The sequence below is a fragment of the Halorubrum kocurii JCM 14978 genome, assembly GCF_000337355.1.
Lineage (GTDB): Archaea > Halobacteriota > Halobacteria > Halobacteriales > Haloferacaceae > Halorubrum > Halorubrum kocurii.
Genome location: NZ_AOJH01000006.1, coordinates 63,956 through 89,015 on the forward strand (window position 1 = coordinate 63,956; position 25,060 = coordinate 89,015).

20 protein-coding genes and 1 pseudogene are annotated in these 25,060 nt (G+C 57.3%); 9 read left to right on the top strand and 12 right to left on the bottom strand.

All coding sequences use genetic code 11. The features are described from left to right. Positions 1–31: 31 nt before the first annotated feature. Positions 32–703, top strand: a pseudogene (locus tag C468_RS00670) (nucleotide sugar dehydrogenase); the annotation flags it as partial. A gap of 474 nt (positions 704–1,177) precedes the next feature. Beyond that, on the top strand, positions 1,178–2,266 hold the full coding sequence (locus C468_RS00675) for a fibronectin type III domain-containing protein (RefSeq protein ID WP_008846935.1): 1,089 nt from the start codon (positions 1,178–1,180) through the stop codon (positions 2,264–2,266). A gap of 80 nt (positions 2,267–2,346) precedes the next feature. Here C468_RS00675 and C468_RS00680 read toward each other — a convergent pair whose 3' ends face one another. Next, positions 2,347–3,735 (bottom strand): MinD/ParA family ATP-binding protein, encoded by a 1,389-nt coding sequence (locus C468_RS00680; RefSeq protein WP_008846936.1) that lies wholly within the window; start codon positions 3,733–3,735, stop codon positions 2,347–2,349. Between the two features lie 193 nt (positions 3,736–3,928). Continuing rightward, positions 3,929–4,270: a hypothetical protein gene (locus tag C468_RS00685; protein WP_008846937.1), complete on the bottom strand. Its 342-nt coding sequence runs from the start codon at positions 4,268–4,270 to the stop codon at positions 3,929–3,931. Positions 4,271–5,903: 1,633 nt separating this feature from the next. On the opposite strand from C468_RS00685, the gene C468_RS00690 reads away from it, so the two are divergent. Then, on the top strand, positions 5,904–6,656 hold the full coding sequence (locus C468_RS00690; protein ID WP_008846938.1) for a hypothetical protein: 753 nt from the start codon (positions 5,904–5,906) through the stop codon (positions 6,654–6,656). A 447-nt stretch (positions 6,657–7,103) separates the two neighbouring features. Here C468_RS00690 and C468_RS00695 read toward each other — a convergent pair whose 3' ends face one another. The 4 genes from C468_RS00695 to C468_RS17185 form a co-directional block, all read right to left on the bottom strand. After that, positions 7,104–8,978, bottom strand: a complete 1,875-nt coding sequence (locus C468_RS00695) for an asparagine synthase-related protein (protein WP_008846939.1) — start codon at positions 8,976–8,978, stop codon at positions 7,104–7,106. Continuing rightward, on the bottom strand, positions 8,975–9,433 hold the full coding sequence (locus C468_RS17175; protein ID WP_008846940.1) for a lasso peptide biosynthesis B2 protein: 459 nt from the start codon (positions 9,431–9,433) through the stop codon (positions 8,975–8,977). Before C468_RS17175 ends, C468_RS00695 begins: the two co-directional genes overlap by 4 nt. Beyond that, complete coding sequence (locus C468_RS17180) at positions 9,430–9,723, bottom strand: PqqD family protein (protein ID WP_080510554.1); 294 nt, start codon at positions 9,721–9,723, stop codon at positions 9,430–9,432. Before C468_RS17180 ends, C468_RS17175 begins: the two co-directional genes overlap by 4 nt. A gap of 249 nt (positions 9,724–9,972) precedes the next feature. Continuing rightward, the gene (locus C468_RS17185) at positions 9,973–11,139 is read right to left on the bottom strand and encodes a nucleotidyltransferase domain-containing protein (protein ID WP_080510555.1); all 1,167 of its coding nucleotides are present in this window, start codon (positions 11,137–11,139) and stop codon (positions 9,973–9,975) included. Positions 11,140–11,337: 198 nt separating this feature from the next. Between C468_RS17185 and C468_RS00705 the strand changes: the two genes are divergently transcribed. Beyond that, the gene (locus C468_RS00705; protein WP_008846943.1) at positions 11,338–13,116 is read left to right on the top strand and encodes an ABC transporter ATP-binding protein; all 1,779 of its coding nucleotides are present in this window, start codon (positions 11,338–11,340) and stop codon (positions 13,114–13,116) included. A 103-nt stretch (positions 13,117–13,219) separates the two neighbouring features. Next, positions 13,220–14,239, top strand: a complete 1,020-nt coding sequence (locus C468_RS00710) for a sensor histidine kinase (protein ID WP_241430958.1) — start codon at positions 13,220–13,222, stop codon at positions 14,237–14,239. An 86-nt stretch (positions 14,240–14,325) separates the two neighbouring features. On the opposite strand, the gene C468_RS00715 is transcribed toward C468_RS00710, so the two are convergent. Then, on the bottom strand, positions 14,326–15,552 hold the full coding sequence (locus C468_RS00715; RefSeq protein ID WP_080510556.1) for a glycosyltransferase family 2 protein: 1,227 nt from the start codon (positions 15,550–15,552) through the stop codon (positions 14,326–14,328). Between the two features lie 268 nt (positions 15,553–15,820). On the opposite strand from C468_RS00715, the gene C468_RS19070 reads away from it, so the two are divergent. Beyond that, on the top strand, positions 15,821–15,946 hold the full coding sequence (locus C468_RS19070; protein WP_275039702.1) for a hypothetical protein: 126 nt from the start codon (positions 15,821–15,823) through the stop codon (positions 15,944–15,946). Between the two features lie 76 nt (positions 15,947–16,022). On the opposite strand, the gene C468_RS00720 is transcribed toward C468_RS19070, so the two are convergent. Together C468_RS00720 and C468_RS00725 are read right to left on the bottom strand one after the other, a co-directional pair. After that, positions 16,023–16,946 carry an NAD-dependent epimerase/dehydratase family protein gene (locus tag C468_RS00720; protein ID WP_008846946.1) on the bottom strand — a complete coding sequence of 308 codons (924 nt, stop codon included), beginning with the start codon at positions 16,944–16,946 and terminating at the stop codon, positions 16,023–16,025. A 563-nt stretch (positions 16,947–17,509) separates the two neighbouring features. Continuing rightward, positions 17,510–18,481: a phosphoadenosine phosphosulfate reductase family protein gene (locus C468_RS00725; RefSeq protein WP_008846947.1), complete on the bottom strand. Its 972-nt coding sequence runs from the start codon at positions 18,479–18,481 to the stop codon at positions 17,510–17,512. Positions 18,482–18,578: 97 nt separating this feature from the next. On the opposite strand from C468_RS00725, the gene C468_RS00730 reads away from it, so the two are divergent. The 3 genes from C468_RS00730 (at position 18,579) to C468_RS17855 (ending at position 22,356) form a co-directional block, all read left to right on the top strand. After that, complete coding sequence (locus tag C468_RS00730) at positions 18,579–19,700, top strand: inorganic phosphate transporter (protein WP_008846948.1); 1,122 nt, start codon at positions 18,579–18,581, stop codon at positions 19,698–19,700. A gap of 80 nt (positions 19,701–19,780) precedes the next feature. Then, positions 19,781–21,127, top strand: coding sequence for an alkaline phosphatase family protein (locus C468_RS00735; RefSeq protein ID WP_049911784.1), 1,347 nt, complete (start codon positions 19,781–19,783; stop codon positions 21,125–21,127). Positions 21,128–21,585: 458 nt separating this feature from the next. Further along, the gene (locus C468_RS17855) at positions 21,586–22,356 is read left to right on the top strand and encodes a hypothetical protein (RefSeq protein WP_152422831.1); all 771 of its coding nucleotides are present in this window, start codon (positions 21,586–21,588) and stop codon (positions 22,354–22,356) included. A 108-nt stretch (positions 22,357–22,464) separates the two neighbouring features. Here the strand turns inward: C468_RS17855 and C468_RS17860 are convergent, their stop codons facing one another. The 3 genes from C468_RS17860 to C468_RS00750 all read right to left on the bottom strand — a co-directional run bounded on the left by C468_RS17860 (position 22,465) and on the right by C468_RS00750 (position 24,895). Continuing rightward, positions 22,465–22,857 (bottom strand): DUF7344 domain-containing protein, encoded by a 393-nt coding sequence (locus tag C468_RS17860; RefSeq protein WP_152422832.1) that lies wholly within the window; start codon positions 22,855–22,857, stop codon positions 22,465–22,467. Between the two features lie 582 nt (positions 22,858–23,439). Further along, positions 23,440–24,372: an NAD-dependent epimerase/dehydratase family protein gene (locus tag C468_RS00745; RefSeq protein ID WP_008846951.1), complete on the bottom strand. Its 933-nt coding sequence runs from the start codon at positions 24,370–24,372 to the stop codon at positions 23,440–23,442. Between the two features lie 100 nt (positions 24,373–24,472). Continuing rightward, positions 24,473–24,895: an NUDIX domain-containing protein gene (locus C468_RS00750; protein WP_049911786.1), complete on the bottom strand. Its 423-nt coding sequence runs from the start codon at positions 24,893–24,895 to the stop codon at positions 24,473–24,475. Between the last annotated feature and the right edge of the window lie 165 nt (positions 24,896–25,060).

The window sequence follows — 25,060 nt, forward strand, 5'->3', positions numbered from 1 at the left end:
TTCGCCTATCTCGTGCGATTTTACCATTCCAGCCGAGATGATCAAGTACGCGAACAACGGGTTCCTCGCGACGAAGCTGAGTTTAATCAACGATCTCGGGAACATCTGCAAGGAACTGGGTGTCGACGCGTACGAGGTCGCGGACGCGATCGGACTCGACGACCGGATCGGCGAGCGGTTCCTCCGGAGCGGGGTCGGCTGGGGCGGCTCGTGTTTCCCGAAGGACGTCGCCGCCATCATCGCCGCCGCCGAGGAGACGGGGTACGAACCGTCCCTGCTCAACGCCACCGTCGAGGTCAACGACCGCCAGCCGGAGCGCCTGATCGACCTCACGGCCGACTACATCGATCTCGACGGCGCCACCGTCGCCGTGCTCGGACTCGCGTTCAAACCCGGGACTGACGACATGCGGAACTCCCGCGCCATCCCGGTCATCGAGCGGCTCCAGGATCGCGGCGCGACCGTCACCGCCTACGACCCGGTCGCAATCGAGAACGCGAAGGAATACCTCGACGACGTCGACTACGCCGACTCCGCGGAAGCCGCTCTCGACGGCGCCGACGGTGCGGTCGTGGTCACGGACTGGGACGAGTTCGCGACGCTCGACGAGGAGTTCGACGCGATGGCGGATCCGGTCGTCGTCGACGGGCGAAGAATCATCGAGCGCCGTGACGGAATCACGTACGAGGGACTGACGTGGTGAGGGGCAAAGGTCACGGAAAAGTCCCGAACGCTCAACCACCCGCACTGTGACCGACGAGTCGCTGTTCGAAGCCCGCTACAGCCACTAATCTGCTCGACTTAACATTCCACCTGCGAGCGGCCCGGTTGCGACGCCCTCCAACTCGCAGGTGTTCACGCCCTCGTCATCCTGTACAAGAAACGGAACCCGGACACCGGCCGAGTTCGGCGACGCCGAACACGACCGATAGGCGGCTCCCGCCCACTGGCGGAGCGTGTCGATCGGTCCCTTTCGTCGTGGCAGCCGAGCGGTGCGATCTACCCGCACCCGGAAGACAGAGCGGTGTGAGTGTCTCAGCAGTCGATTTTACGGACTGAACTACTCCCGCCGAGAACAGTTAATTTCGGGTATTCAAACACTACCACCGTCGAAAACTAGCCTCATATTTGATAATCAGATCCGAGTAATTATACATTCAATATATTTTTATTTTATATGTCAAAGAAAGAAACGACAACTGAGAAACAGAACGGTGGGCCAGTCCTGTCGCGTCGGTCGGTATTCAAAACGCTCGGCGCCGGTGCCGCCGTCGTCACCCTCGGGTCGGGGACCGCGACGGCCTCATCGGACGGGTACGGTGAAGGCGGATACGGCGTCGAGGGATACGGGGGTCCCACCGGAACGCTGACCGTCGCGACCGACGGAGCGACAGACGTCGGCGAGACGACAGCGACGCTCGACGGATCGCTGACCGACCTCGGCGGCGCCTTGTCCGCGAACGTCGCCTTCGAGTACCGGAACGCCGGCGACGCCACCTGGACCGCCACCGCCGTACAGACGCTCTCGTCGACCGGCGGTTTCAGCGCGTCCCTCTCGGGACTGGGTGACGGCGACGAGTACGAGTTCAGGGCGGTAGCAACGGGAAGCGACGGCGAGTCGACGACCGGTTCGACGACCGCCTTCACGACCGTCGAACACCTGGTGAGCGTTTCGACCGACGGAGCGACGGACGTCGGCGAGACGAGCGCGACGTTCGAGGGCTCGCTGCCCGACCTCGGCAACGCCGATTCGGCCGAGGTCTCGTTCGAGTACCGCGACGCAGGGAGCAGCAGCTGGGACGCGACAGCAACACAGACGCTGACCGCGACAGGGAGTTTCAGCGAGACCGTAACCGGGTTGGCGAGCGACACGGACTACGAGTTCCGAGCGCTCGCCGCGACGAGCGATGGTGACTCCGCGACGGGAAGTTCGGCCGCGTTCACGACGATTACTGCGGAAAGGGATCCGGCAGTCGAGTCTTTCGAGGTTTCGGAGGCCGGCTCACCGAATCCGCACGCTGAGATCAGTGTCGATTGGATCGTTTCCGATACAGACGCAGACCTGCGTGCGATCTCTATCTGGGTCGACGGCGCTGACGGCACGACCGTGAGATCCAGCGAGACGGCAGTCGGCAGTAGTAACGCCTCAGGCTCCGAGTCGTATAGGATCAAAAAAGGGGGCGGTGAAATGTACAATGTCACGCTCAGCGTGGAAGACGACGCCGGCAACACTGTCAGCGAGACGAGATCGGTGATGAGCGGCTAACCGCGGTCGCCCACGCGTTTACAGTGGACTGATCCTCCCACGAGCGCAAACAAGCGGTCAGACGCACGCTTCCGGACGGGTCACGCGACACCTCCGTAGCCACCACTACCGTAGCCGACTGTTCCAAACTCTCCTTGTCTGGGCTCTGGGGGCTCATCGGTCGTGCCGTCGTCCCCGCCTGCCCCGCCGCCGCCACCGGTGTCACTGCCGCTCCCGGTGCTCCCTCCTCCACCGCCGTTCGTCGGTGGTGCTTCTGTCTCACTGTCTTCGTCGGGTGCCGGCTCCGCGTCGGGAGCTAGATCCTCCCCGGTCTCGGTTGTGTTGCTGACGTTCTCGGGGGCCGTGGTGTTGCCAGTCTCCGTTTCGTTCCCGATCGGGTCCTCTTCAGTCCCCTCTGTTCCCGTCTCGTCCGTCGGTTCTGTTTGGGCGACCCCGGCCGTCGGGAGCGACCCCGCGTTCGTCGTGTTGTTCGTCGCGCTCGTCGCTCCCGATTCGGTCGACGAAACCGGCGTGCCGCCGTAGCCGAACGCCTCGATCTTCGGCGTCTCATGCGTGTTCAGTATCCCTGCCGACACGCCGCCCACGGCGACCGTAAGCGCGGCTAGCGCGCCACGCCGTGTGATCGTGGGACCGTTGTCATCGTCCTCTGTCGGTCCTTCGGTAGACCCGTTTGCCTCCGCTGTCGAGTCGTCCGCGACTCCCTCAGAGTCGGTCCCACCGTCCGTGACCGCGGTCACAGTCGAATGAGCGCCATCAGCGCTGGCGGCCGACTTGGGCTCCCCGGCTTCATCGATCGAAGATGTGTCCGTATCACCAGACGCTCCGTCTGTGACGGCGGCCGCAACGAACAGATCCGACAGCTGTGGGAGCCAGGTCACGGTGTTCGAGACCGTCTCGTCGTTCTCATTTCGGAGGCGTCGGTACACGCCCTGAGCGAGTTCCCGGCAGCTCCCGGCAGCCGGGTCCGACAGTGCGTCGAGTACGGCTGTCGCCCCGACCGCGACCGCGTTCGACTCAGGAACCGTCGCGAGCAGCTCACAGTCCCAGTCCGTACTATCCGCATTGCTCTCGACGCGAGTGATCGCGGTCCCGAGCGGCGGACGTCCGTGTTCCCGGAGCGACCCGTGAACTGCCGCCGCGTTCCGCCCCGCAGCGCCCCCCGACCTCGAGACAACGACAACGCCGTCCGCCGCGTCAGGCACACTGAATCGCTTACCTGGAACGACGGCTATCCCGGCCAGCCCAGTGTGGACCGCTTCGCGGACCGTCGCGCTCCCCGTGCACACGTCGTAGACCGTAGTCTCCGGGTCCCTAATGCCGATATCGACCGCGAGCGATGGGTTGGTGAAGTCACAGTCGACGAGCAGGACGTCGGCGCCGGTTTCGGCGAACACGCCCCCGGGTATCGCGACCGATGTGGCCTTGCCCTCTCCCTGCGTTTCGCCTGTGACCGCCACCGTGTGGTTCATTTCTATCCGCTTCTCTTTGAACAGGACGAATAAATTCAGGGTCCAAATTATCAAAAATGAATTGAAAATGTTAGATGGTAAAAATTAGTATAGTAACCAATGTTACGAGAGAGCATCTCGTCTTGAATGGATGAGGAATCTCGAGTCGCCCGTAGACCTCGCGCGGACGCCGCGCAGGCTTTCCTAGGACCGGTCAGACGGATCCGGAGGCCGAGAGCACCACGAAGAAGTTCCAGAAAGTCACAAGAATACCGACAACCACCAGTCCGAGAGGGATGCCGATTCGATCCGGAGTGGGAGCCAGCCTCCAAGCGAGACGCGAGCAACCGACCACGACGAGTTTCAACGCCACCATCCCGGGGATCCCGTACCGGCTGACGATCGGCTCACCGAGCGGTCCGACCTCAGCGATCTGTCCCGAGGAAACACCGATACTCGTGGTGAGGAGGTCCCCGACAACGAAGAAGGCGACTGCGAGGGTCCAGAGCGCCTGCGGGGACCAATTCGGGATCAACCGGTCATCGATATCAGTCATTAGTCAGGGTGAAACGGAGTAGTTGGCTGTGTTCACCTCATCTGCGGCCGTGGGTGTTCGCTCTGTAGTAAACTGCACTGAGTAATGATAGTAGGCGATACAGTATAGATGGTTTCGGTAGATCATTCACTCTAAGACGTCTTCTTCGATGGAACTCACTACTTCCTGTAGTCTTTGTAGTGAACGGGGGCGAGAAAGAGTTCGGACGCTCATCGACCGAGCCAACTGACTACAGCGTTCGAAGTGAGCTCGCGCGGAGTCGGTGTCCGAATCGCGGTACAGTGCGTATGACTGACGTAAAATCTCTAAGACCGCATCATGTGCCGGGACCTCGTTAATAGCGATGCTTTCTGCGTCTTCGATCAGATACAGCACATCTATGGCTTGATACCTCGTCGAGTGTCTGGCTGAAGTATCTATCCGCACTTTCCGGTCAGTTTGTTTCGACTGAGGTGGTGATAGTTCCAGTGAGGGAACAACGTCTGCGTTGACTCGCAATCGAGGTGGCCCAGGGGGCGCACAAGAGGCTTCCCCACTTGACTGAGGGAAAACGGGTACGAGATCGTCTGAATGATGTACGTGACCGCTGGCGTAACACGCTGCGGCGACCGTCGACTTCCCCCGTCCGGAGGGTCCGGTGAACGAGACGAGCGTGTCGTCGATGACTACTGCACTCGCGTGAAAGACCACTGCACCCCGAGCGACGAGAGCGAGCCTGAGCCCGAGGTTCGTAACCAGCCATTTGACACTGTCTTGGTCAGCAGCGGGATTGGGTGAGACCGTGATTTCGTTAGTCTCGACGACCAGAGACCCGACACCCTGATAAGATAGAAAGAATCCGCCTTGCAAGCGATAAATCTGTACTCCTTCGGCGTTGTCAGAGTACACTTTGTTAGCACCGAAACCCAGATCCTCTGAACGCTGTGGCAGGAACCCGAGTTTGACTGTTAGATCGGTCTCAGATCTATCGGGACTATTCGGAACGTGAGAAAGAAATCCGGAGAGTGGAATAGTCGATTGAATGTCTATTCCGAAGGCAGTGTACTTGTATTGGTTGTCGTCAGTAAGCACTCGTCAACAGTTGGGATTGTAGTCATCGCTTTTTCCCGCACGAGAAAAACACTGGGCATTGTCGTTCGTCCCTCCGCTTTCAGTTATGTCCTCAACATCACCGATTCTGCTGATTTTGGGCTTTTTATACGAGTTCATTTCCACATATCGTCATTGTACTAACAATATATAAGTTCTTGCCTTTTTAAATAGTAGTGTTTAGGTACGGATCAAAGGAAGGGTGGTGCGGTTTCAACGTGGTCTGTGCCCGTGAAACTCGTTCATGGACCCCACATCGTGAGTTCAAATCGAGTTACGAAGCGCGGTACGCCTGATTGGCATTTTTATCTAAACGGCCGGTGCACAAACCACTTAGTATTAAATCGGATGAGCACAGTATTATAGATAATCCATCAATCGTATGTACACATACTCTGCGTATGATCTGCAGACTAGATCTGTGTTCGAATTACCAGAACTTCCGGTGGCCAATAGAACCGCTGTAGGTCCTGACATCGAGATTGAGCGGGGTACCGTCGAACCCGTTCCAGAATCTGTGGAAGGTAGGGGTGGCCGTCGGATCGTGGCCACCCCCGACGCCGTCAGACTGACGTACGACTCGATTGGGTCGTTTCTCGTAGAAGACGGAACCCGAATCGTGTGCGATCCGATAGACGAGGCGGCAGAGCAACGGGAGTTCTTCCGGCGACTCATCGAGAACGAACTGCTCGGACTGGTGCTTCACCAACGCGATCACCTCGTGCTCCACGCCAGTGCGGTTTCGGTCGACGGCAAAGCGGTGACGTTTCTCGGTCCGAGAGGCGCTGGGAAGTCGACGACGGCCGCGGCGTTCGACGCAGCTGGGTATTCAGTGTTGGAAGACGACGTGGTCGCGATCCGACTCGACGAGAACGGGCCGATGGTAGTTCCGGGAGTTCCACAGCTCCGCCTAGAGTCGGATGCCGCCACCACGCTCGGTCTCCAAGGCACGACGACGCCTTCTGAGGAATCGTGGTACAAAAAACAGATGCTTCCGATCGAAGAAGTGCCCGAGACCGTCCCGTTGACCCGCTGCTATGTCCTCACCGAGACCGACGAACTCGAAGTGCACCGGCTCCCCGGGTCCGAACAGTTGCTAAGCCTCGTCACGCAAAGATACGTACAGGGGCTCCTCTCAGAGTCCGATCAGCCCAATATTCACATTGAGCAGTGTTCTCGTGTCGTGGAACACGCAGGGGTCCGAGTGTTAGCTCGGCCGCTAAACCACAGCCTACTGCCCGAACTGGTCGAAACAGTCGTTAACGATATCCGGCAAGGCACACCCGAAGCCGATTGAGTAACACGGACCGACAGTAGACGAATGGTACGAAGTAGATGTCTACAGTATCATACAGGGGTGTACCGATCTTCTCGTATGAATAAGCTGTCTGCGACCGGTATCAGAACCTCCCTAGCGATCGAAGGGCCACGGGCGTGGACACTGCGCTTTTCGACGCACTGTGTATGGACTTTGGACGCTTCAAATAAGTTGGTGAGAACGGATCTGACTACTTGTAACCGACGGACCCTTTCAGATTGATGGCCGGTTCGTCAACGTCAGTACCGGGCTGTTTCTTGTTGCCAGTTTGCGTGATCGATTCTACCGCACCGTGCTTATTAACTTCCGGAGCTTCGTACCGACTTGAGCTATTTTTGCTCATATCTACATGTCCATAGTCTAACTTGATTCATATAAAATCTGTGTTTGATCACATACTATACCAGTCATAAGGAGCGCCGGTGGTCATCGATAGATGGTCTGTTCTTCCAACCAAGTGGCAAATGAAAGGGCGACCCACAGCGTATTCGGATCACGTGGTTTCGGATCGTTCTTGAATCGCTCGTATACTTCAGATAACGATTGCGGGTCGATGTACGGTCGAAGGATCTCTGGGTCCTCAACGAGAGATTGGACCTCGCCATCAGCGGCCGAGAGCGCGTGTGTGAACGCTTGGTTCATCATCGTTTTCCACGGTCTACATCGGATCTTATCCGGGAGCACGTCCGCTAACGCGCGACGGATTATCATTCGGGTCCATCCGTCTCGGAGCTGCTGTGTCGGTGGGATTGCGAGGCTGAACTCAATTAGCCGTATATCCGTAAACGGGTATCTGGGTTCAATACCGAACGCCGCGTGTGTCACGTCGTTGGCTTCGAAGAACTCGGTCATGCCCCCGCTCATCAACGAGCGGTACTGCCACCGACGGGCGCTACGCTTCAGCACTGAACCCTCGTCGTTCAAACGCATATATCGCTCTTGGAGTCCGGTCCGTTTCACGAACGACCGGTCAAGGGTCGGATTGAGTCGCTGTGTCCCCGTCGGCTTGCCTCGAAGCCGCCGGAAGATATCTTTTGCTCGACGCGGTACCAGATTCGGGAGCACCTGTCCCACGAGTAGCCCCCTCGGCCGACGGTCGAGGACGTCTCCCATCGCGTCCAATTCCCTGTAGAGGTGCCTCCACCGACCGGTTCGCGCCAGCTGTGGGAGAAGACCCAGTCCGTAATCGACGGCACTGTCTCCGTGTGAGCCCTCTAGAATCACACCGATGCCGTCTTGGCTCGCTCGTTTCGCGATCTCCCATTTCAGGTAATGCATTGTATTTTTCACCGGCTCATCGTGGTACCGCAGAGCCTCGTCGATATGGCCCACGGCGCTCAGATCATCGAGAAAAAGGTAATTGGAGTCGATTCCGTCCCTCTCGACGAGCCTCTCGATATACTCTCGCTCGTCGGAGGCGCTGCTTTCATCGGACACTCCAGAGTACGTGGTCAGTGTGGTTTCGGGGGGAAGAATCTCCCGTGTGACGGCCGTGATTGACGACGAATCCAGTCCACCACTGAGGCTCGCACCGGTCGGCGTGTCGGTTCGGAGACGGGATGCTACTGCCTGATCGAACAGTTCTCTGAACCGGTTGGCGTACGCCTCGTCCGACTCAAGCGTGAGCGTTCGCGTCGGATCGAGATCCCAGTACTGCCAGGTCTGATCCATCCCCATTGAGACAGCCATGGCGTGAGCGGGAGCGAGACGTCGAACGGACTCGTAGAACGAGTTTGTTTTGTCTTCAAGCCGCCCGAGGAGGAAGTCACCGACTCGATATTCGTCCAGAGACGGTCTGACACTGGGCAACGCTATGAGCGACTTCGGTTCCGAGGCGACCGCAAACACGTCGTCAGTGGCGTGGTAGTACAGCGGCTTGACGCCGAGGTGGTCTCGGGCACAGAACAGTGTCTCTCTTGATGAGTCCCAGACGACGAAGGCAAACGCACCGATTAATTCGTCCACACAGGCGTCGCCCCACTGCCGGTACGCCTCCAAGAGGAGATGGCTATCGGGAATCTGTCGCGGTACGTCGGTAAGACCAAGCCGATGTAGTAAATCCGCTCTGTTGTCCAGCCGCGCGTCGGACGCGACTACGAACCCGTCGTGGGCGTACGGTTGTTCGTCGACGTAGCCTTGTGGCGTCGTTACAAGCTGCTGGTGTCCGATACCGACAACGTCGTTCAACCACTCTCCGTCGCCGTCTTGGCCCCGGTGTTCGATAGCAGCAAGCATTTGCTGCAGCCATTCGGGATTCAGACCGGTGCCCGTCCGATCGAACACGGCAGCGATACCGCTCATAACTCTTTGCCGGCGTCCATTGATGCGAGTGGTTCGTAACGGTCCAAATCGTTGAGCTCTCCAATGAGCACTTCATTACGGTATTCAAGCCAGCTATGTGCCTCCATTGGTGTATCAGACTCGGTTGTGACACCGATCTGGTGGTCCGGTTCGAACGCGTACAGTCGTAACACCGTTTCGGCGGCTAACGACCGAACGAGACACGTTCGGCCGCCTGGGAGATAGTAATCTGCTATCTTTACCGCTGAAACGACCCTGTGTGCCGTTGGATCTCCCGGAACGATCAGCGCTCCATAGTTGCTAATCCTCAACAACGATGCTCGCGTTCGAGACATGACCACGTTCGTGAGCACAAGCGGCAGTGATAACAAAAGTGCAACTGCCAGAAGGAATCGAATCGGATCGCCGGGAGACCATGAGACCGTCGCTGTCGAGTCGCCGACTGAGGTGGTCATTCGTCGAGACGTACGAGGCCTTCGTCCACCATCTCGACCAGCATCTTTGAGACGTCGCGTTGACACCGCTCGTACGCCACGTCGTACTCCGAGACGACTTTTTGTGAGACTTCGTCGAGCGTTTTGGGTTGCTGAATCATCTCCCAGACGAGCGTGCCGACTTCGTTCACACTGTAGTACACTCCGTCGTCTTGATAAAGTATGACGGTTTCGCCGTCAACTGCCGTAGAGATGCAGTTCTCCGCCGCTACGACCGTCGTTGTCTCTGCGATTTTGTTAGCGTTTTCCATGCGTTATCGGTATTCTGTTACTCTATATTAATATTTCTTTGCCAACAGAAGAGTGTCGGCCTCGACATCACGCGAGAGCCCTAAAATAGCTCAAAAAGCTGCTATCGAATTGTAGCACTGAGCGGATCACGAGTAAAATTTATACAGCGGTCTGTGTTTGATTTTGACTGACGAAATCGCGGCCTGTCAATACTGGCCCCCTACAAAGTTAGCATAATAAATCGGCCACAAACAAATTCCGACCCGCGATTACTTTTTAATCCACTCTACTAGTAACCGCAGAGGCCGAACAAAATAATACAGCGGGTAAAGCTTCGGCGGTAGCGATACCCACCGGTGGTCGACCGGCCACGGCGAGACTATCTTATTTACAGCCTCACGTATCGAATCTAGTGGAGTGTTATTCAAAAATACAATTATCGTCAACGGGTCTAGGTCAAGCCGATCACCCGTCGGGTCTGATAAAAACAGCGCACAGAGAATCGATGACCCGATATTTGCGCGTGGATCCGCAGAAATCTGCTGGCGAACTCTGCTGGGTACATCGATCTCCGCCAACTCGGCTGCTACCGAAATTCCGAGTAATGCGGCGGTCTTCCAACCGTACTGGGCGGCACGATCGAGGATCTCATTCCACGCAGTATGTTCTTGAAGGAGCAGAGCAATATCACAGACCCACGAGAGACGACACCAACCGTGTTTAGTGCCGTGTGCAAGGAGAAGAACGACTCGATCTTCCGGTGACAATGCGGGAATCGGCTCGCCAGCCAGTGTAACTGACGTCCGACGTTCCCACAGTTCCAAGAACAGTCTTTCTGCCTCTCGATACTCACCCACGAACCTATGCCGGAGATCGATCGGTATCTCGTCTTCTTCGCTGAAGAAATGGAACTCACCTTCCCATTGGAAAATCGAACCTTCGACGAGTTTCGAGGGAGAAACACCAGTGAAATCTGTCTGGTTGTATCCCTGCTGGCGGAGAACTTCGTGAGCATCAACCGGGTCCTCCTCCACGACGAGAAAGTCTAAGTCGCTGAACCACCGACGACTTACGCTTCCGTAGGCGATGTCCGCAACTACTGGACCCTTGTACGGGATCACTCGGATTTGGTTCTCCCGAAATGATTCGTTGAGATCGTGTAATCGTTCGATATACCGGATATTCTCTATCGCCTGACTGCGACACCGGCTCTGTACTGTTTGTACGAACTCTTGAGGAACGGCATCCTCGATTTCACTGAGCGCTTCATTCAGCAGTGGCACGATGCCGTGGTCCGCTGCAAGACTAAGCACTTTGCTCCACTCGGGGTTGGTGTGTGCAATCTCCCGGATCCGTGTCTCAGCTTGGTCTGGATTCCCGATGTGACGGACGAGACTGAACACGAACTCGGCCTCGGGAGTTGTGGGCGTCAACATACGCTCAGGGTGGTCAGACGTCGGTACCACTAAGAGGTGCAGTGGTTGGATACGTTTTGTTCATAGGATAGATGTTTTTACTGATTTGACACATATGAATTTGTGTGTTGATCACGTATTATGATCGACGAAATTAGATCAGGATAACACTTATTAATAGATTGTCCAATACGTTGATAACTATCCGAAAACAGTAAAATGACAGTTGGTATCCGAAAGAAGCTCTCTGTGTTGTATGAAGCAGCGCTATTTCGCCCGCTGCTGGGCGTTGGGATTATCATATCAAGTCTTGCAACGGCGCTGCTTGAAGGAATCGGCTTGGGCTTTCTATTACCGATCGTCGAAATTTCTCAATCGTCGACGACACCCGAAGGGACTAATGGAATCTTAGGTGTCTTCGTGGATATCTACTCGTTCTTCGGTATCCCGTTCACGCTTGAGTATCTTGTTCTTGGCATCGCTAGCGTCATGTGCGTCCGGTTCGGACTCAGCTTTCTTACAGCCTGGATCCGTTCGGATCTCAGCATGAGTTACCAGCGATATCTCCGTCAAGAACTGTTCGACTCGCTCATGCTCGGCCCTGTCGAGTACATAGACCAGCACGGATCGGATGAACTGTTAAACAGCCTCATCACAGAGACGAATCGTTCGGCGAGTACCGTGATGGGGTTATACAATGTGATTGAAGTTGCACTCCGAGGCGTAATTTACCTCGCGATCGCCGCGGTGCTTGCACCGGTTCTCACTCTTATCGCTGCGGTCGCTCTCGGACTGAGCACGCTGTCGGTTCGCTACGTCCTCGAACCTGCGTACGCTGCAGGCGACGATGTCGCAAAGGTGAACGACCGTATCCAAACCATCTCTCAGACGGGGGTCCAAGGGACACGCGAGGTCCGGCTGTTCAACGTACGCGCCGATATCATCGGGCGGATGCAAAACACGCTGGACGAATACGTGCGAAACAGCGTCCGATTGCGACGCAATCGGGCGGCGCTCACGAACCTCAACAAGTTCACCAACGCTCTCGTCGTATTCGGTCTCGTCTACGCGGGAATCAGGTTTACTAACATTTCGCTGGCTGAACTGGGTGTGTTTCTGTTCGCCGTCTTCCGACTGTCGCCCGTCGTGAATCAGATCAACACGACTGTGTACCGGTTGGACGGACAGCTGCCGCACTTCATCCGCGTACAGTCCCGAATACAGGACCTCCACGAGAGAGAGATCCCGGCCACCGACGGCAACACGTCGATCGACTCCGTCGACCAAGTCGTGTTCGACGACGTCTCGTTTGCCTACGACGACGAGCGGGTACTCGACGACGTCTCGTTCAGCGTGACAACCGGGGAGAAAGTCGCGCTCGTCGGCCCGTCGGGCGCCGGGAAGTCGACCATCGTCTCGTTGCTTGGACGCCTCCAGAGGCCGGACTCGGGCCGGATCCTCGCCGATGGAACCCCAATCGACGAGCTCGATGTCAAAGAGTGGCGCGAGCGGATCGCAGTCGTTCGCCAAGCCCCGTTTTTGTTCGACGATACCCTCGTAGAAAACGTGAGGATCGGCAATCAAGATGCGACCCGTCGGGAAGTCAAACGGGCGTGCGAAATCGCGCAGGTGACGGAGTTCCTCCCGGAGCTGCCTGACGGCTACGACACGGAGATCGGTGAGGACGGGACTCGTCTCTCCGGTGGCCAGAAACAGCGGGTTGCCATCGCCCGAGCCTTGCTCAAGGACGCCGACGTGCTCGTCCTCGACGAGGCGACGAGCGAGCTGGACTCGAACATCGAACGCGACGTGTACGAGGGGATCAGAAACCGCGAGAGCGAGTACGCGACGATCAGTATCGCCCACGACCTGTCGACCATCGACGACGCCGACCGGATATACACGCTCGTCGACGGGAGTGTTACAGAAGACGGCACCCACGAGCAACTCCTCTCGGACGACGGGACGTACGCCGAGCTGTACGCCACACAAACGTGACGGCGGAATCGGAGGCGCACGTGAGTACCCAACGGCGGAAGACAGCGTGAATTGGGATCCGTTTATTCGGAACACTAATCGGACCATACTCTGAGTGGTGAGTATGCCCGAGCTTAGCGCCGACCAGACAATCTCACTCAAGTCACTGCCCCTGCAGCCCCACAGTGTTCTCACGGCTGTCGATGAGGACGGCGTCATCCGATATACCAGTCCCTCGGTTGAACGCGTCCTCGAGTACACCCATACGGAGTTGCTCGGCGATCACGTCACCGACCACGTGCATCCAGACGACCGCGAGTTGGTGTCCGGGATGTTGCAATCGCTGACCGGCGGTCAAACACAAGCCAGCGAATCCGTCGAGTATCGATATCAGCAGGCGGACGGCACGTACGTGTGGGTCAAATCCGTCGGGTCGCGGGAACCGACCGACGAGGGGTGGTACCTGATCAACACCGAAGAACTCGCGGGGCGAAACGTGACCGACGAGAGCCGGGATTTCGGCGAGTTCGCGAATGTCGTAAGCCACGACCTTCGAAACCCACTCAACGTCGCTTCGGGGCACGTAAAGTTACTGTACGAGGACCTGAAGGGGGAGAACACCGACTATCGCGAACGACTCGAGAAGGCAATGCACGCACACGATCGGATGGAGACGTTGATCCAGAATCTGTTAACCCTCGCTCAAAGCGGGGAAGACGTCGACGAGGTACGCTGGATCGAGTTCGCCTCGCTGTGTCAACGTTGTTGGCGAAACGTCTCCACTGGGGAGGCTCAGGTGACGATCGACTTCACCGGCGAGATCCGAGCGGACGCGTCCCGACTCCAACAGCTGGTCGAAAACATCATTCGGAACGCTATCGAACACGGCGGCGAGGACGTAACGGTAACAATCGGAGAGACGGACGACGGTAACGGGTTCTATATCGCCGACAACGGCCCCGGAATTCCCGACTCGATACGAGACCGAGTGTTCCGGAACGGGTTCTCGACAGCATCGGACGGCACTGGGTTCGGTCTCGCGATTGTAAGCGGGGTCGCTGACGCACACGGGTGGGAACTGGAGGCCACGGAGAGTCGAGACGGCGGTGCCAGGTTCCAGATCACCGGCGTCGATCGTCGATAGAACAACGAGTCACTCTCGGACCCGGGTGTGGAGTCTCAGCGGAGAAAGGAGCCTGGAGACGCATACCAAACACCGTGAGCTGCTCCTCACGCGGCTGAAACACCGTCGTCGACGGCGCTGATGAAGAACGCGTTGAACACGGTCTGGACGCCGAGGATCATCACCGTGAGCGCGACGATGTGTCCGGGGGTCGCGGCGAAGAGGGGGACGCTGCCGGTGACCCACTGGATCGCCGCCCAGGTGAGGTACAGCGCACCGACAGCGAACGCGGTCAAGCCGACGGTCGACAGCCGCTCAAGATTCATCCGGTTGATAACGGTCTCGGTGACGACGTCGTTCGGCCGTTGGATCGGGTCGCTCGCCAAAGTGGCGAACACCCCCATATTCGCGGCTTGATAGCCGACGAGCACGAGCAGGGATCCGGTGATCGCTGCAGTGGTGCCGAGCGAGAGACCACCGATCGTGACGCCGGTGGTACCGGAAAGCAAAAGCGACAGCCCGGCGATGCCGAGAATAGCGCCCGGCAGCGAGAACAGGTAGTTCGGCGCGTTCAACAGCATGAACCGGACGTGACGCCACCCGTCCCGGAAGCTCTCGAGCGTGGCCTCGCCTTCGCGTTCGTGGTACGTGATCGGGATTTCTTTGATCGTGAGGCCTCGAGCGCCCGCGTCCATGATCATTTCTGAGGCGAACTCCATGCCCGTCGTCTCGAGGTCGAGGTCATCGAGGACGTCGACGTGGAACGCCCGGAAGCCGGAGTGCGCGTCGCTCACGCCGGCGTCGTAGAACGCGTTCAGGAACCTCGTCAGGAGCGGGTTCCCGATGTACTCGTGGAGCGCCGGCATCGCGCCGTCTTTAATCTCGCCTTCCAATCGGCTCCCCATGACCATGTCAGCGTCCCCCTCCACGACCTGCTTAAGCAGCCGAGGGAACTGTTCGAAGTCGTACGTCGTATCTGCGTCGCCGATGATGATGTACTCCCCGCGGCAACGCTCGAACGCGTACCGATAAGCGTACCCGTACCCCGGTTCGTCGGGCTCGACGACGACTGCCCCCTCACCGCGTGCGATCTCGGGGGTCCGGTCCGTCGAATCGTCACTGATGACGACTTCCGTTCGGTACCCAGACCGTCGGACTGCGGCCTTGACGAGGTCGATGCATTCAGCGACGCCTTCCTCTTCGTTCATCGTCGGCATGACGACGCTGACCGTGGGGTCCACGTCGGCATCGGGCCCGACGAGAAGCGGCTCCGCCTCGTCGGGCTGCTGTACTGGGTTTACTGACTGCGTTCCTCGTGCGTCTGTCGACGTCATTAGTTGATTTGGTGGCTTCTGCGTTCATGGCGGCATGGATGCGGTGAGGACGGCTCTCCGGCGTGGCGGTGAGGCGGTCCCGACGAGACCGTCTTTGCGGCGCTCCGGTGTCAGGCGGTCGGGCCCCGGTCCATGCGAATCTATCACTACTATGACTGCCCGGACTCGTATAAAAACATTTGTAATAAACTGCTCTTTCTGGATTTATGTATCGATCAATCAACTCTTACGGAGATTATTTGGATGAACGTAGCCTACACCTCTCGTAATGCGACGACGTCAGGTATTGGCTGGTGTCGTCGTCGTCGCGATGTGCGGGAGCAAAGTAGAGGTCACGTACGTCGTCGGATACGGTGCCGGCGGCGGTTACGGCGAAGGCGGATACGGTGAGTGACCTTGTAGACATCAGACGACCGCGACCGACCGGCAGTGAGCAGCGTCGTGGAGTGAGGGACAACGGAGAAGGGGGGCTACTGCGTGAGGAGATACGGTTCACAGACGCGTTGGACGCCTTCCTCGAACGGAATCTGCGGCTCCCAGCCTGTCGCCTCGCGGATCCGGGAAATATCGGCACACGTGTCGTGGACGTAGTTGTTCAGCGGGATGGGCTCGTACTCGGGATCGACCGACGTGCCGAGTACGTCGTTGATCAGCTCGATCATCTCGTTGAACGAGTACGGATCGCCCGTGCCGAGGTTATACACGCCCGCGAGGTCGTGGTCCGCTGCCGCCTCAAGCCCCCGGACGATATCATCGACATGCGTGAAGTCACGCGTCTGTGACCCGTCTCCCCATAACACCGGTGACTCCCCGGCTGCGATTTTGTCGGCGAACTGCGAGACCGTGTTCGCGTACTCGCCTTTGTGCGCTTCATTACCGCTGTACCCCTGGTATACGGAGAAGAACCGCATGCCGGCGAGCGAGAGCCCGTCGTAGAAGTTGTTGTAGTACTCCGCGTACCGCTCCCGGCCGAGCATCGACGCATCATAGCCGGTCGCCGCGTCGAGATCCATATCCTCAGGGCTCGGTTCGGTTCGACTGCCGTACGCCGACGACGTGGATGCGTACACAATCGTGTCACAGCCGTCCGCAAACGCCTGTTCGACGACGTTCACGAATCCCTCAATGTTGACCCGGGCGCCCCGGAGCGGATTCTCTTCGAGCATCTGCCGTGAGGAAAGCGCGGCGAGATGGAAGACGGCATCCACGTCCGTCGGAAGTGTCTCATCGAGCACGTCCCCCTCAACGTACTCGACGCCGCCGTCGAGATTCTCCGGCGTTCCGAGGTAGCCGTTATCGAGGGCGATGACGTCGTTATCGAGGGCGAGGGTGTTTGCGAGATTCGAACCGATGAATCCTGCTCCTCCGGTTACGAGGACGCGTTGGTTTTCCATGCAGGTAACGCAGTATTCCACCGGCTACAAAAATCTAGTGTGCACGGCGACTCCCACCGGCTCTCCCGGCAGTCTCCATGCCGTAGGCCCCCGTTACGCTCCAAACGGCGTACACACATGGACCGGTCGAATCCGCGATCCCGCGAACACGCGGCGTGTCGAGCCCGTCTCGCCCTACTTCCCGTTCCCCACGTGTCGTGATAGATGTTAGATAGAACCGAACGTACAAAACAAACAACCATTACAGACATACCTACGTAAACTATTGAGGCGCGTTAGCATCCGACTGATATTCAATTGACGTATAACTATTACGCTTGTATTGGTGTAAATGTATGTCCGTAAACCGAACTGTCCATGCAGTATGACGTTTACTTCGGCCACTCTCGTTCGTCGAGGGTAAATATCGGACCAACACTGGGATCGAGATGCGGCTCCGGGTGGAGCAACAGTCCCCTACAAAAGAGGATCAAGAAGTTTCACATCGTCGTCAGTCAGTTTACGATTCCGATTCGACGGCCGTCGCCAAGAGCGCTTGTTACCCGTTGCTGGCAGTCGCCGCACTACATATATCCGAGATCCCGTAGCCGCTCCATCAGGTCCTCCTTGTCTTGAGCACGACCGGCGCGTTCCGTCGTGTTCTGTAAATCCTGCTTCCACGCCGGGACGCTTTCCGTCTTTTCAGTGCTGACTTCGCTTCCGAGCGACCGGAACCCGGCGAAGTACTTCGGCGAGATGGGAATCTCGTCTTGGCTGACGCCAGTTGGCAGGTCGTCATCGGTGTCCGGGACGTAGCCGTCGTCAGGGAACACCGTGACCGTATCGGGGACGACGTAGTTCCAAAACACGTCCCAGACGTCCGCTTCATCGAACTGGAGGATCGGTTGGATCCGATCGTGAGGCGGGTAGATTTCCGGATCATGTCGCGGCGAAAAGAACGTCTCATCGGCCCGAGCGTCCTGTTCGTCCCACCGAATGCCCGAAATGACGCCGTCAATATCGTACTCCTCAAGAGCGTCATTCAGGGCGACGGTCTTGAGAAGGTGGTTGCCGACATACGTATCGAGTAGGAACGGGAACGTGCCCTCTTCGTATTCGAGGATGTCCCGAACGTGGCGTGTATTATGATCTGACAGAGCTGACACGGGGATTTCGTCGCCGGGAGTGAGCCCGTGTTCTTCGGCGTACGAGCCGACGTCCTCGTTGCGCGCGAACACGAGGTCGATATCCCACTCGGCAGCCCAGTGTTCAACGAAGTCGATGATCTCATCGAAGTGCTGGTAGTGATCGATGAAAACGGCAGTGGGCTTCTCGTACCCGTACTTCTCGGCGACTTGGTTGATGAAGTAGAGCGTTAGCGTCGAGTCCTTCCCGCCCGTCCACATCACCGCTGGATTTTCGTACTCCTCGAGGCCCGCTTTGGTAACCTCGATCGCCTTCTCGATTTTGTGCTGGAGCGACGGGTAATCGGCCGGGTCCTCGCCCTCACCGTCGGTGTACGATACATCAACGTCCGTTGGAGTGTCGGCTGCCATACGGCCGGTGATTTCACTGAAATAAAAAGAGTCTTTTCGTGTTTACCCCACACGGTGACCCGCAGTTTTACACGCTCGGACGAAAGACGCGGAGGTGATGGAGAATTTGTTGATCGCTGGTGTGTTTCTCGCAACGTTTGTTGGTATAAACATCGGTGGATCATCGACCGGCGTCGCGTTCGGCCCGGCGATCGGCGCGAACGCGATCACGCGAGTCGGCGCCGGCGTCTTGATGAGCATCAGCGCAATCATCGGTGGATGGACTGTCGGTCGAGACGTCGTGTTGACCGTCGGGAACGACATCGTCGCGGCCCCCGCATTTAGTCTCTCGGCCGGGTTCGTCGTGCTGGCGAGTATCGGTCTGACCGTGCTCGTCGCGAACCTCCTTGGTATCCCCACCTCGACGTCGATGGTCGCGGTCGGCGCCATGGTGGGGATGGGAGTCGGTAGCGCGGGCGTCAAGTGGGATGTGCTCGTTCGGATCGCTCGGTGGTGGGTCGTCGCGCCGGTCCTCGCGTTCGGCACGGCCGCGGCGATCGGTCGGTGGACGTACGACGAAATCGCTGCTCACGTCGGGGTCACCGAACCGGCAACGAGCCCGCTCAGGATACGCTGGGCTGAGGGGAAACCGAGCCTGCAAATCGCTGACACCGCCTCGCGCTCCGATCTCGTATCGACGTTTCTCCTCCTGTTGATCGCATGTTATATGGGGTTCTCCGCCGGAGCGAGCAACGTTGCGAACGCCGTGGCACCGCTCGTGGGAAGTGGGACGGTCTCGATCGATGCCGCGATCCTCGTCGCAGTCGGGGCAATCTCGTTCGGTGCCTTCACGATCGCCCGCCGAACAATGGCGACCGTCGGGAGCGACCTCACTGCCCTCCCGACGACGGCCGCGGTCCTCGTGGCGACGATCGGTGCGACGATCACGACCGGATTATCCTACCTCGGCATTCCAGCCAGCCTGGCTCTCTCGACGATCACGGCGATAATCGGACTGGGGTGGGGACGAGCGAAACGAGGCAGAAATCGAGCTGCACCGTCGCCCCCGGCCACCCGCGAGGAGACGGTCCGCTGTGAGAAACCTCCTTCCTTCGCCGTCCACCCCACCGCGGTGACCCTTTTCCGGGGGTCGATGGTCGCACGGATCATTGCTGTGTGGATGGTCGCTCCGGTCGCGGCCGCTGGCGCTGCGCTCACTGCGACTATCTCGCTGGTGTAGCCACGTGCGGTCCGGGAGTAGATCCTCTAAACAGTGATATGTACACAAGACTATTTATCGAGGAGTCTGTGGTTCTCCATATGGGACTTTTCGATAAACTCGGTGGCGACTCGGGCGGTCGGGTCGTCTTTCTCGGAATCGATGGAGTGCCGTATGGACTTATTGAGGACCACCCTGAGGTCTTTCCGAACCTCACAGAGATCGCTGCGTCCGGAAGCGCCGGTCAAATTTCGAGTATCGTTCCGCCCGAATCGAGCGCCTGTTGGCCGGCGTTGACCACGGGAACGAACCCCGGAAAGACTGGTGTGTACGGGTTTCAAGACCGCGAATCGGAGAGCTATGAGACCTACGTGCCGATGGGGAGCCACGTCGACGGGCCCCGCGTGTGGGATATGGTAACAGACGCTGGCCGCGACGCGTCTGTGTTCAACGTCCCAGTGACGTTCCCGCCCTCAACACGAATCCAGCGACACGTGTCGGGCTTTCTGTCTCCCTCGATCGGCGAAGCGTCGAGTGGTGCAGATGTGCAACGCGCTATCGAGGGATTTGGGTATCAGATTGATGTGAACGCGAAGTTGGGACACAGAGATGACAAATCTGCGTTTATTAACGACGCAGAGGAGACAGTCGCAGCCCGCCACAAGACCTTCCGGCATTACCTACAGAAAGACGACTGGGACCTCTTCTTCGGAGTGTATATGACGACTGACCGGGTGAATCACTTCCTCTTCGGTGATTACGAGACCGACGGGGAGTACGCCGATGAGTTCCTCGTGTTTTACCGGACGCTCGACGCGTATATCGGAGAGATTCGACAGTTGCTAGACGCCGAGACGACGCTGATTGTCGCCTCCGACCACGGGTTCACCCACCTGACGCACGAAGTGTACCTCAACAAGTGGCTCGAGGAGGAAGGGTGGCTCGAGTACGCGACTAAAGCCCACGACGAACTCGGCGACATCGCCGACAGCACCCGAGCGTATTCGCTGATTCCTGGTCGCGTCTTCCTCAACGTGGAGGGCCGGGAGCCGAACGGGACGGTCTCGAAAGCCGAGTACGAGTCCGTTCGAGACGAACTCATCGCTGACCTCGAAGCGTTAACGGGACCTGATGGTCGTCCGGTCTGCAGAAAGATCGTTCGCGGCGAGAACGCGTTCAGTGGCGACGACACGACGATCGCCCCGGATCTGGTCGTCATCCCGGCAGACGGGTACGATCTCAAGGCCGGGTTCACCGATAAGGAGACGGTGTTTGCTACGGGGCCCAGAAACGGGATGCACAAGTTCGAGAATGCGTGTCTGTTCTCTACGAGTTCTGACCTGGACCTGACAGACGTCGACCTGCTCGACATCGCACCGACGATCCTGGAACTGATGGATATCGAGGTCGACACCGCCCGATTAGACGGGACATCGCTGCTCGTGTGACGCGCCGAAAAGATCACGCGGCCGAGATACACACACCGGACGACACGCGTACTCGCGTGAAACGAACAAATTGAACGATCGACCAATCACTGTAGAAGTTGCAGTAGCGGTGCTAAATCAGGCAAAAGTACTATATACGAGCAAGAAAAAGGCTAGAAGTATGGCAGAGCAGCCAACGGTTCCGCGTTGTAAGTGCGGCAAGGTATTAGGGCGGGGGCTCTCAGCTCGGAGCCTTTGTTCAGACTGTCGGTCAAAAAAGAAGGCGTCTCAGTAACGGATGCGTCACCTCCTGGGTGAGGGCAGTCCCGACTACCTTCCTCCGCACTGTATCAAAACGGAACGCCCCGAGCAACCGCCCTACCGGTCTCGGCTGACGCAGACTCGCCTTTCTGCCGTACTCTCCAGTTTCTGTATCATAACCAAAATATTCTCATGGCGCCTCGAGAGTTGCTACTCAAATGAGTGACGACGGCGCCGAAAAGCAACTGGGGACCCTTGCTTCGCTAACTGCAGCTATCGAAGCGACACAGACGGAGATCAAGGGTGTACATATTCACACCAGCGGCGAGACCTACGAGGCACAGGTACGGCTCTCGATACCGGTACCGCGAGTACACGGCCTTGACCGGGTTCGAGTCCAGGCGGATCACACCGAGATCGTTGACAACAACCTGCAGTTCGATCTGACGGTCGAGGTCGACAGCGTCGATCTAAACAGTCCGGATACCTCTCGGTCAGCCTCTCAAGATCGGACCGGGGCAGGGAGCCGTTCGGAGTATGAACGCGAACCCACAGCCCAAACACCCGCGCATTCACGTCCGGTCACAGAGCCGGACGGTGCTGCGAGTCAGGGCGATGGCGAAGCAAATGAGACGCCGTCAGCGTCAGATCCCCGACCTGAACGAGCTGAGACTGAGCCGGATGCCCGCCCGATGACCGAAAGCGATAACCAAGAGGAGCTCCCCGAATATCAGGACCCCGAGCAGCTGGCGGCCGTATATGAGGCAACTGCGACATTCGAAGAAATGCGACAGGAACTCGACGTGGACGTGACAGCACAAACGGTCCGTAAGTACATGATTAAGCACGGAATTCACGAGCCAGAACCCCGTCCGGACCGATTGCTCGAGACGATCCGTGCCTCTGAACTCGAACTCATGAACAGCGAGGAAGACCATCGCTCAGATAATAACGACCGTTCGACTGACGCAGATACCAATTCACCGTGACCCGGCCGGAATCTCTCAGGTTGATGTTGACATGATTCTCGAACGTCAGCTTCAGCGGTCCCTGTGAATCGACGGTACTCACCGATCACACAGAGCATAGGAGTGTGCCTACTCTTCAGACTGGTGAACCGTCGCCTCGGGGAGTGACTCGAGGAGCGATTCAAGAAGTTCATCACCATTGTACTGGACTGTTTCGGAGCGGGAATCGTAATCGAACGCATCGATTGCATCGAGTTTGGGTAGATGGTTATGTCGCAGGGCCACCGTGAGCCTGCTTCGCTCGTCTGGAGTCTGAACCTGGTTTTGCAGGTGACGGACCACATCACTAACCGGTGTGTGATCTGTCTCGGTCTCTCGCAGGAAACGAGCGATAGACCGTCGCTCGTACCGGTCTAACAGTTCGAGTCGTTCATCTATTTCCTCAGTAGTATACTCTCTCATGAACTCATCTCTGTTACCTGCTTCACATTTACCGCGATATGTGTTTGTTATTGTTAACATTACTGAAAAATCGGACTGGAGCTGCTCCGTATCCGCCGAGACCGTCGAGCACCGGTTCGCATCGAGTATAACACCTGAGGATGTGGTTCTCTCTTTGTGATATCGGATAGTTTAGCGCTCATTACGACCTCTACCCGGACCACTTACGCATGGATGGCCCAACACCGAACCTCGACACCTGACTAGCTTAGAGTAACCGCGATTTGGTCTCAGTGCGATACCAACAATTGATCGTAACAGCGATCCCCATCTCAACGAGGTGTAGACAAGAGTCCGTATGATTAGTCCGTTACTCGACGACTGAGCTCTTTTACACCTATATCGCAGGTATATGTGGTTCTAAAAACCGAATTTACTAGTAATACACAGGAAACGATACCGTATGCCAAGCGAGCTGTTCAAACCGATATTTCTGTTACTAGTCGGTGCAATCCTCGGAACCACGCTATTGAACCTCCTCGGAACACAGTCGGAACCAATCGCCAGCTGGTGTCTCATACTCACCGTCCACAGAAGTGCTGGATAAAGTCGAACCGGACGCACCGGGTCGCACTGTTCTCGCCGACAGGCCAGCGAAATGCGTTAGGACATTTCTGAGACGAGTTCTCGAGTCGCGCGGCGCACTGCTGCATGGCTCGATAGCGCTGGTTCCCAGCCGAGGCCTGAGAGCTTTTCAATCGAGAGTCGCATCTTCGGGACGTCACCCGTCCATCCGCGGTCGCCGCCCGTGTATGCGTACGTTGGATCCAAGCCTAACTCCTCGGTGACGATGTCTGCGATCTCAGTGACAGAAGTCGTTGTTCGGGTTCCGAGATTGTACGTGTTAAGATCGGCAGTTGTCGTCTCGATAATGTGCTGAATCGCGTCGACACACTCTGTAACATGCAGATACGATTTCTTTTGCCGGCCGTTACCCAATATTGTGAGTTCGGACGGATCGTCTCTAAGCTTTTGAATGAAATCCGGGATCACCGTCCCGCGTTGGTGGGGACCGACGATGTTCGCAAAGCGAAAGACCCAGACGGTGAAATCGTACGAATGTGCGTACGTCGAGAGTATCGCTTCGTCAGCCAGTTTCGATGATCCGTAAATCGAGATGGGTTCCAGCGGTGCGTAGTCCTCCGGCGTTGGACGTGGCGCCTCACCGTACACCGTTGATGATGAAGTAAACGCAATATTCGAGACACCAACTTCATTCATGCGTTCAAGAACGTTGTACGTCATCGCAGTGTTCTCTTCGAACAGCTTCCGGTCTTCATCGTAGTTCGTGTCTGTGTACGCAGCGAGGTGAAACACGATATCAACGTTTTCGGTCAAAACTTCAGTGACTGCCCGAGGATCCGTGAGATCCGCCTGGACAAACTCCGCAGCGGCCGGAACCCTTGCTTGATCTCCTTTCGAGAGGTCATCGACGATCCGCACAGACGATCCGCTCTTCACGAGTTCGGTCGCTAGGTGACTTCCAATAAGTCCTGCACCACCCGTAACAAGCACATTCGCGTCTGCTAATTCCATATCACTGATTTAGCATGTACTTATAAATAAATTTGGAGGTTGTCAATAACGGGTATCGGCGTGGTTGGTAATACGTGACAGATTTATATCACTAGCCGAGTTAGATGTCCAATACGGGTTTCGTCGTCACACCTTCACACGAAAGTTGGACCGCCTTAGCCTGCGCCGCTGAGAGTTTGTACGCTGCTTCGGACGAGTTGACCCACATAAAATTCGTGTGCTCTTCGCTCAATCTGACCTCCGTCTGCTGGGTACTCGACATGTAGTACACCCCGAGTCGATCGCTATTCCTGTCGTTAACCCACGAATTAGCGAGCAGAATGTCCTCGATGTCGACTGAGAGTGAGGTTTCTTCACGGATCTCGCGGTGTAATCCCTCTGAAACACCCTCGTATGAACTGAGTCGACCACCCGGAAGTTCCCATTCTTTGTCTGATGTACGCTGTAGTATGAGAGTGTTGTTAGAAGGCCCGAATATAACACTACGAACACTTACGCTAGGTCTTAAAAGTTGGTCAGTCATATACTTCGATGGCCACAGACATACATAAAGATTGTTGTTGTATGAATCTTTTTACCAAGACACTCGTCAGTAAACAATTTCTGACGGGTACTTAGTAATAATGTCACTGGTGACGGGCTCACACCGCAGTTAATTCACTGCTTGAGACGGCTGCGAGTGAACTAG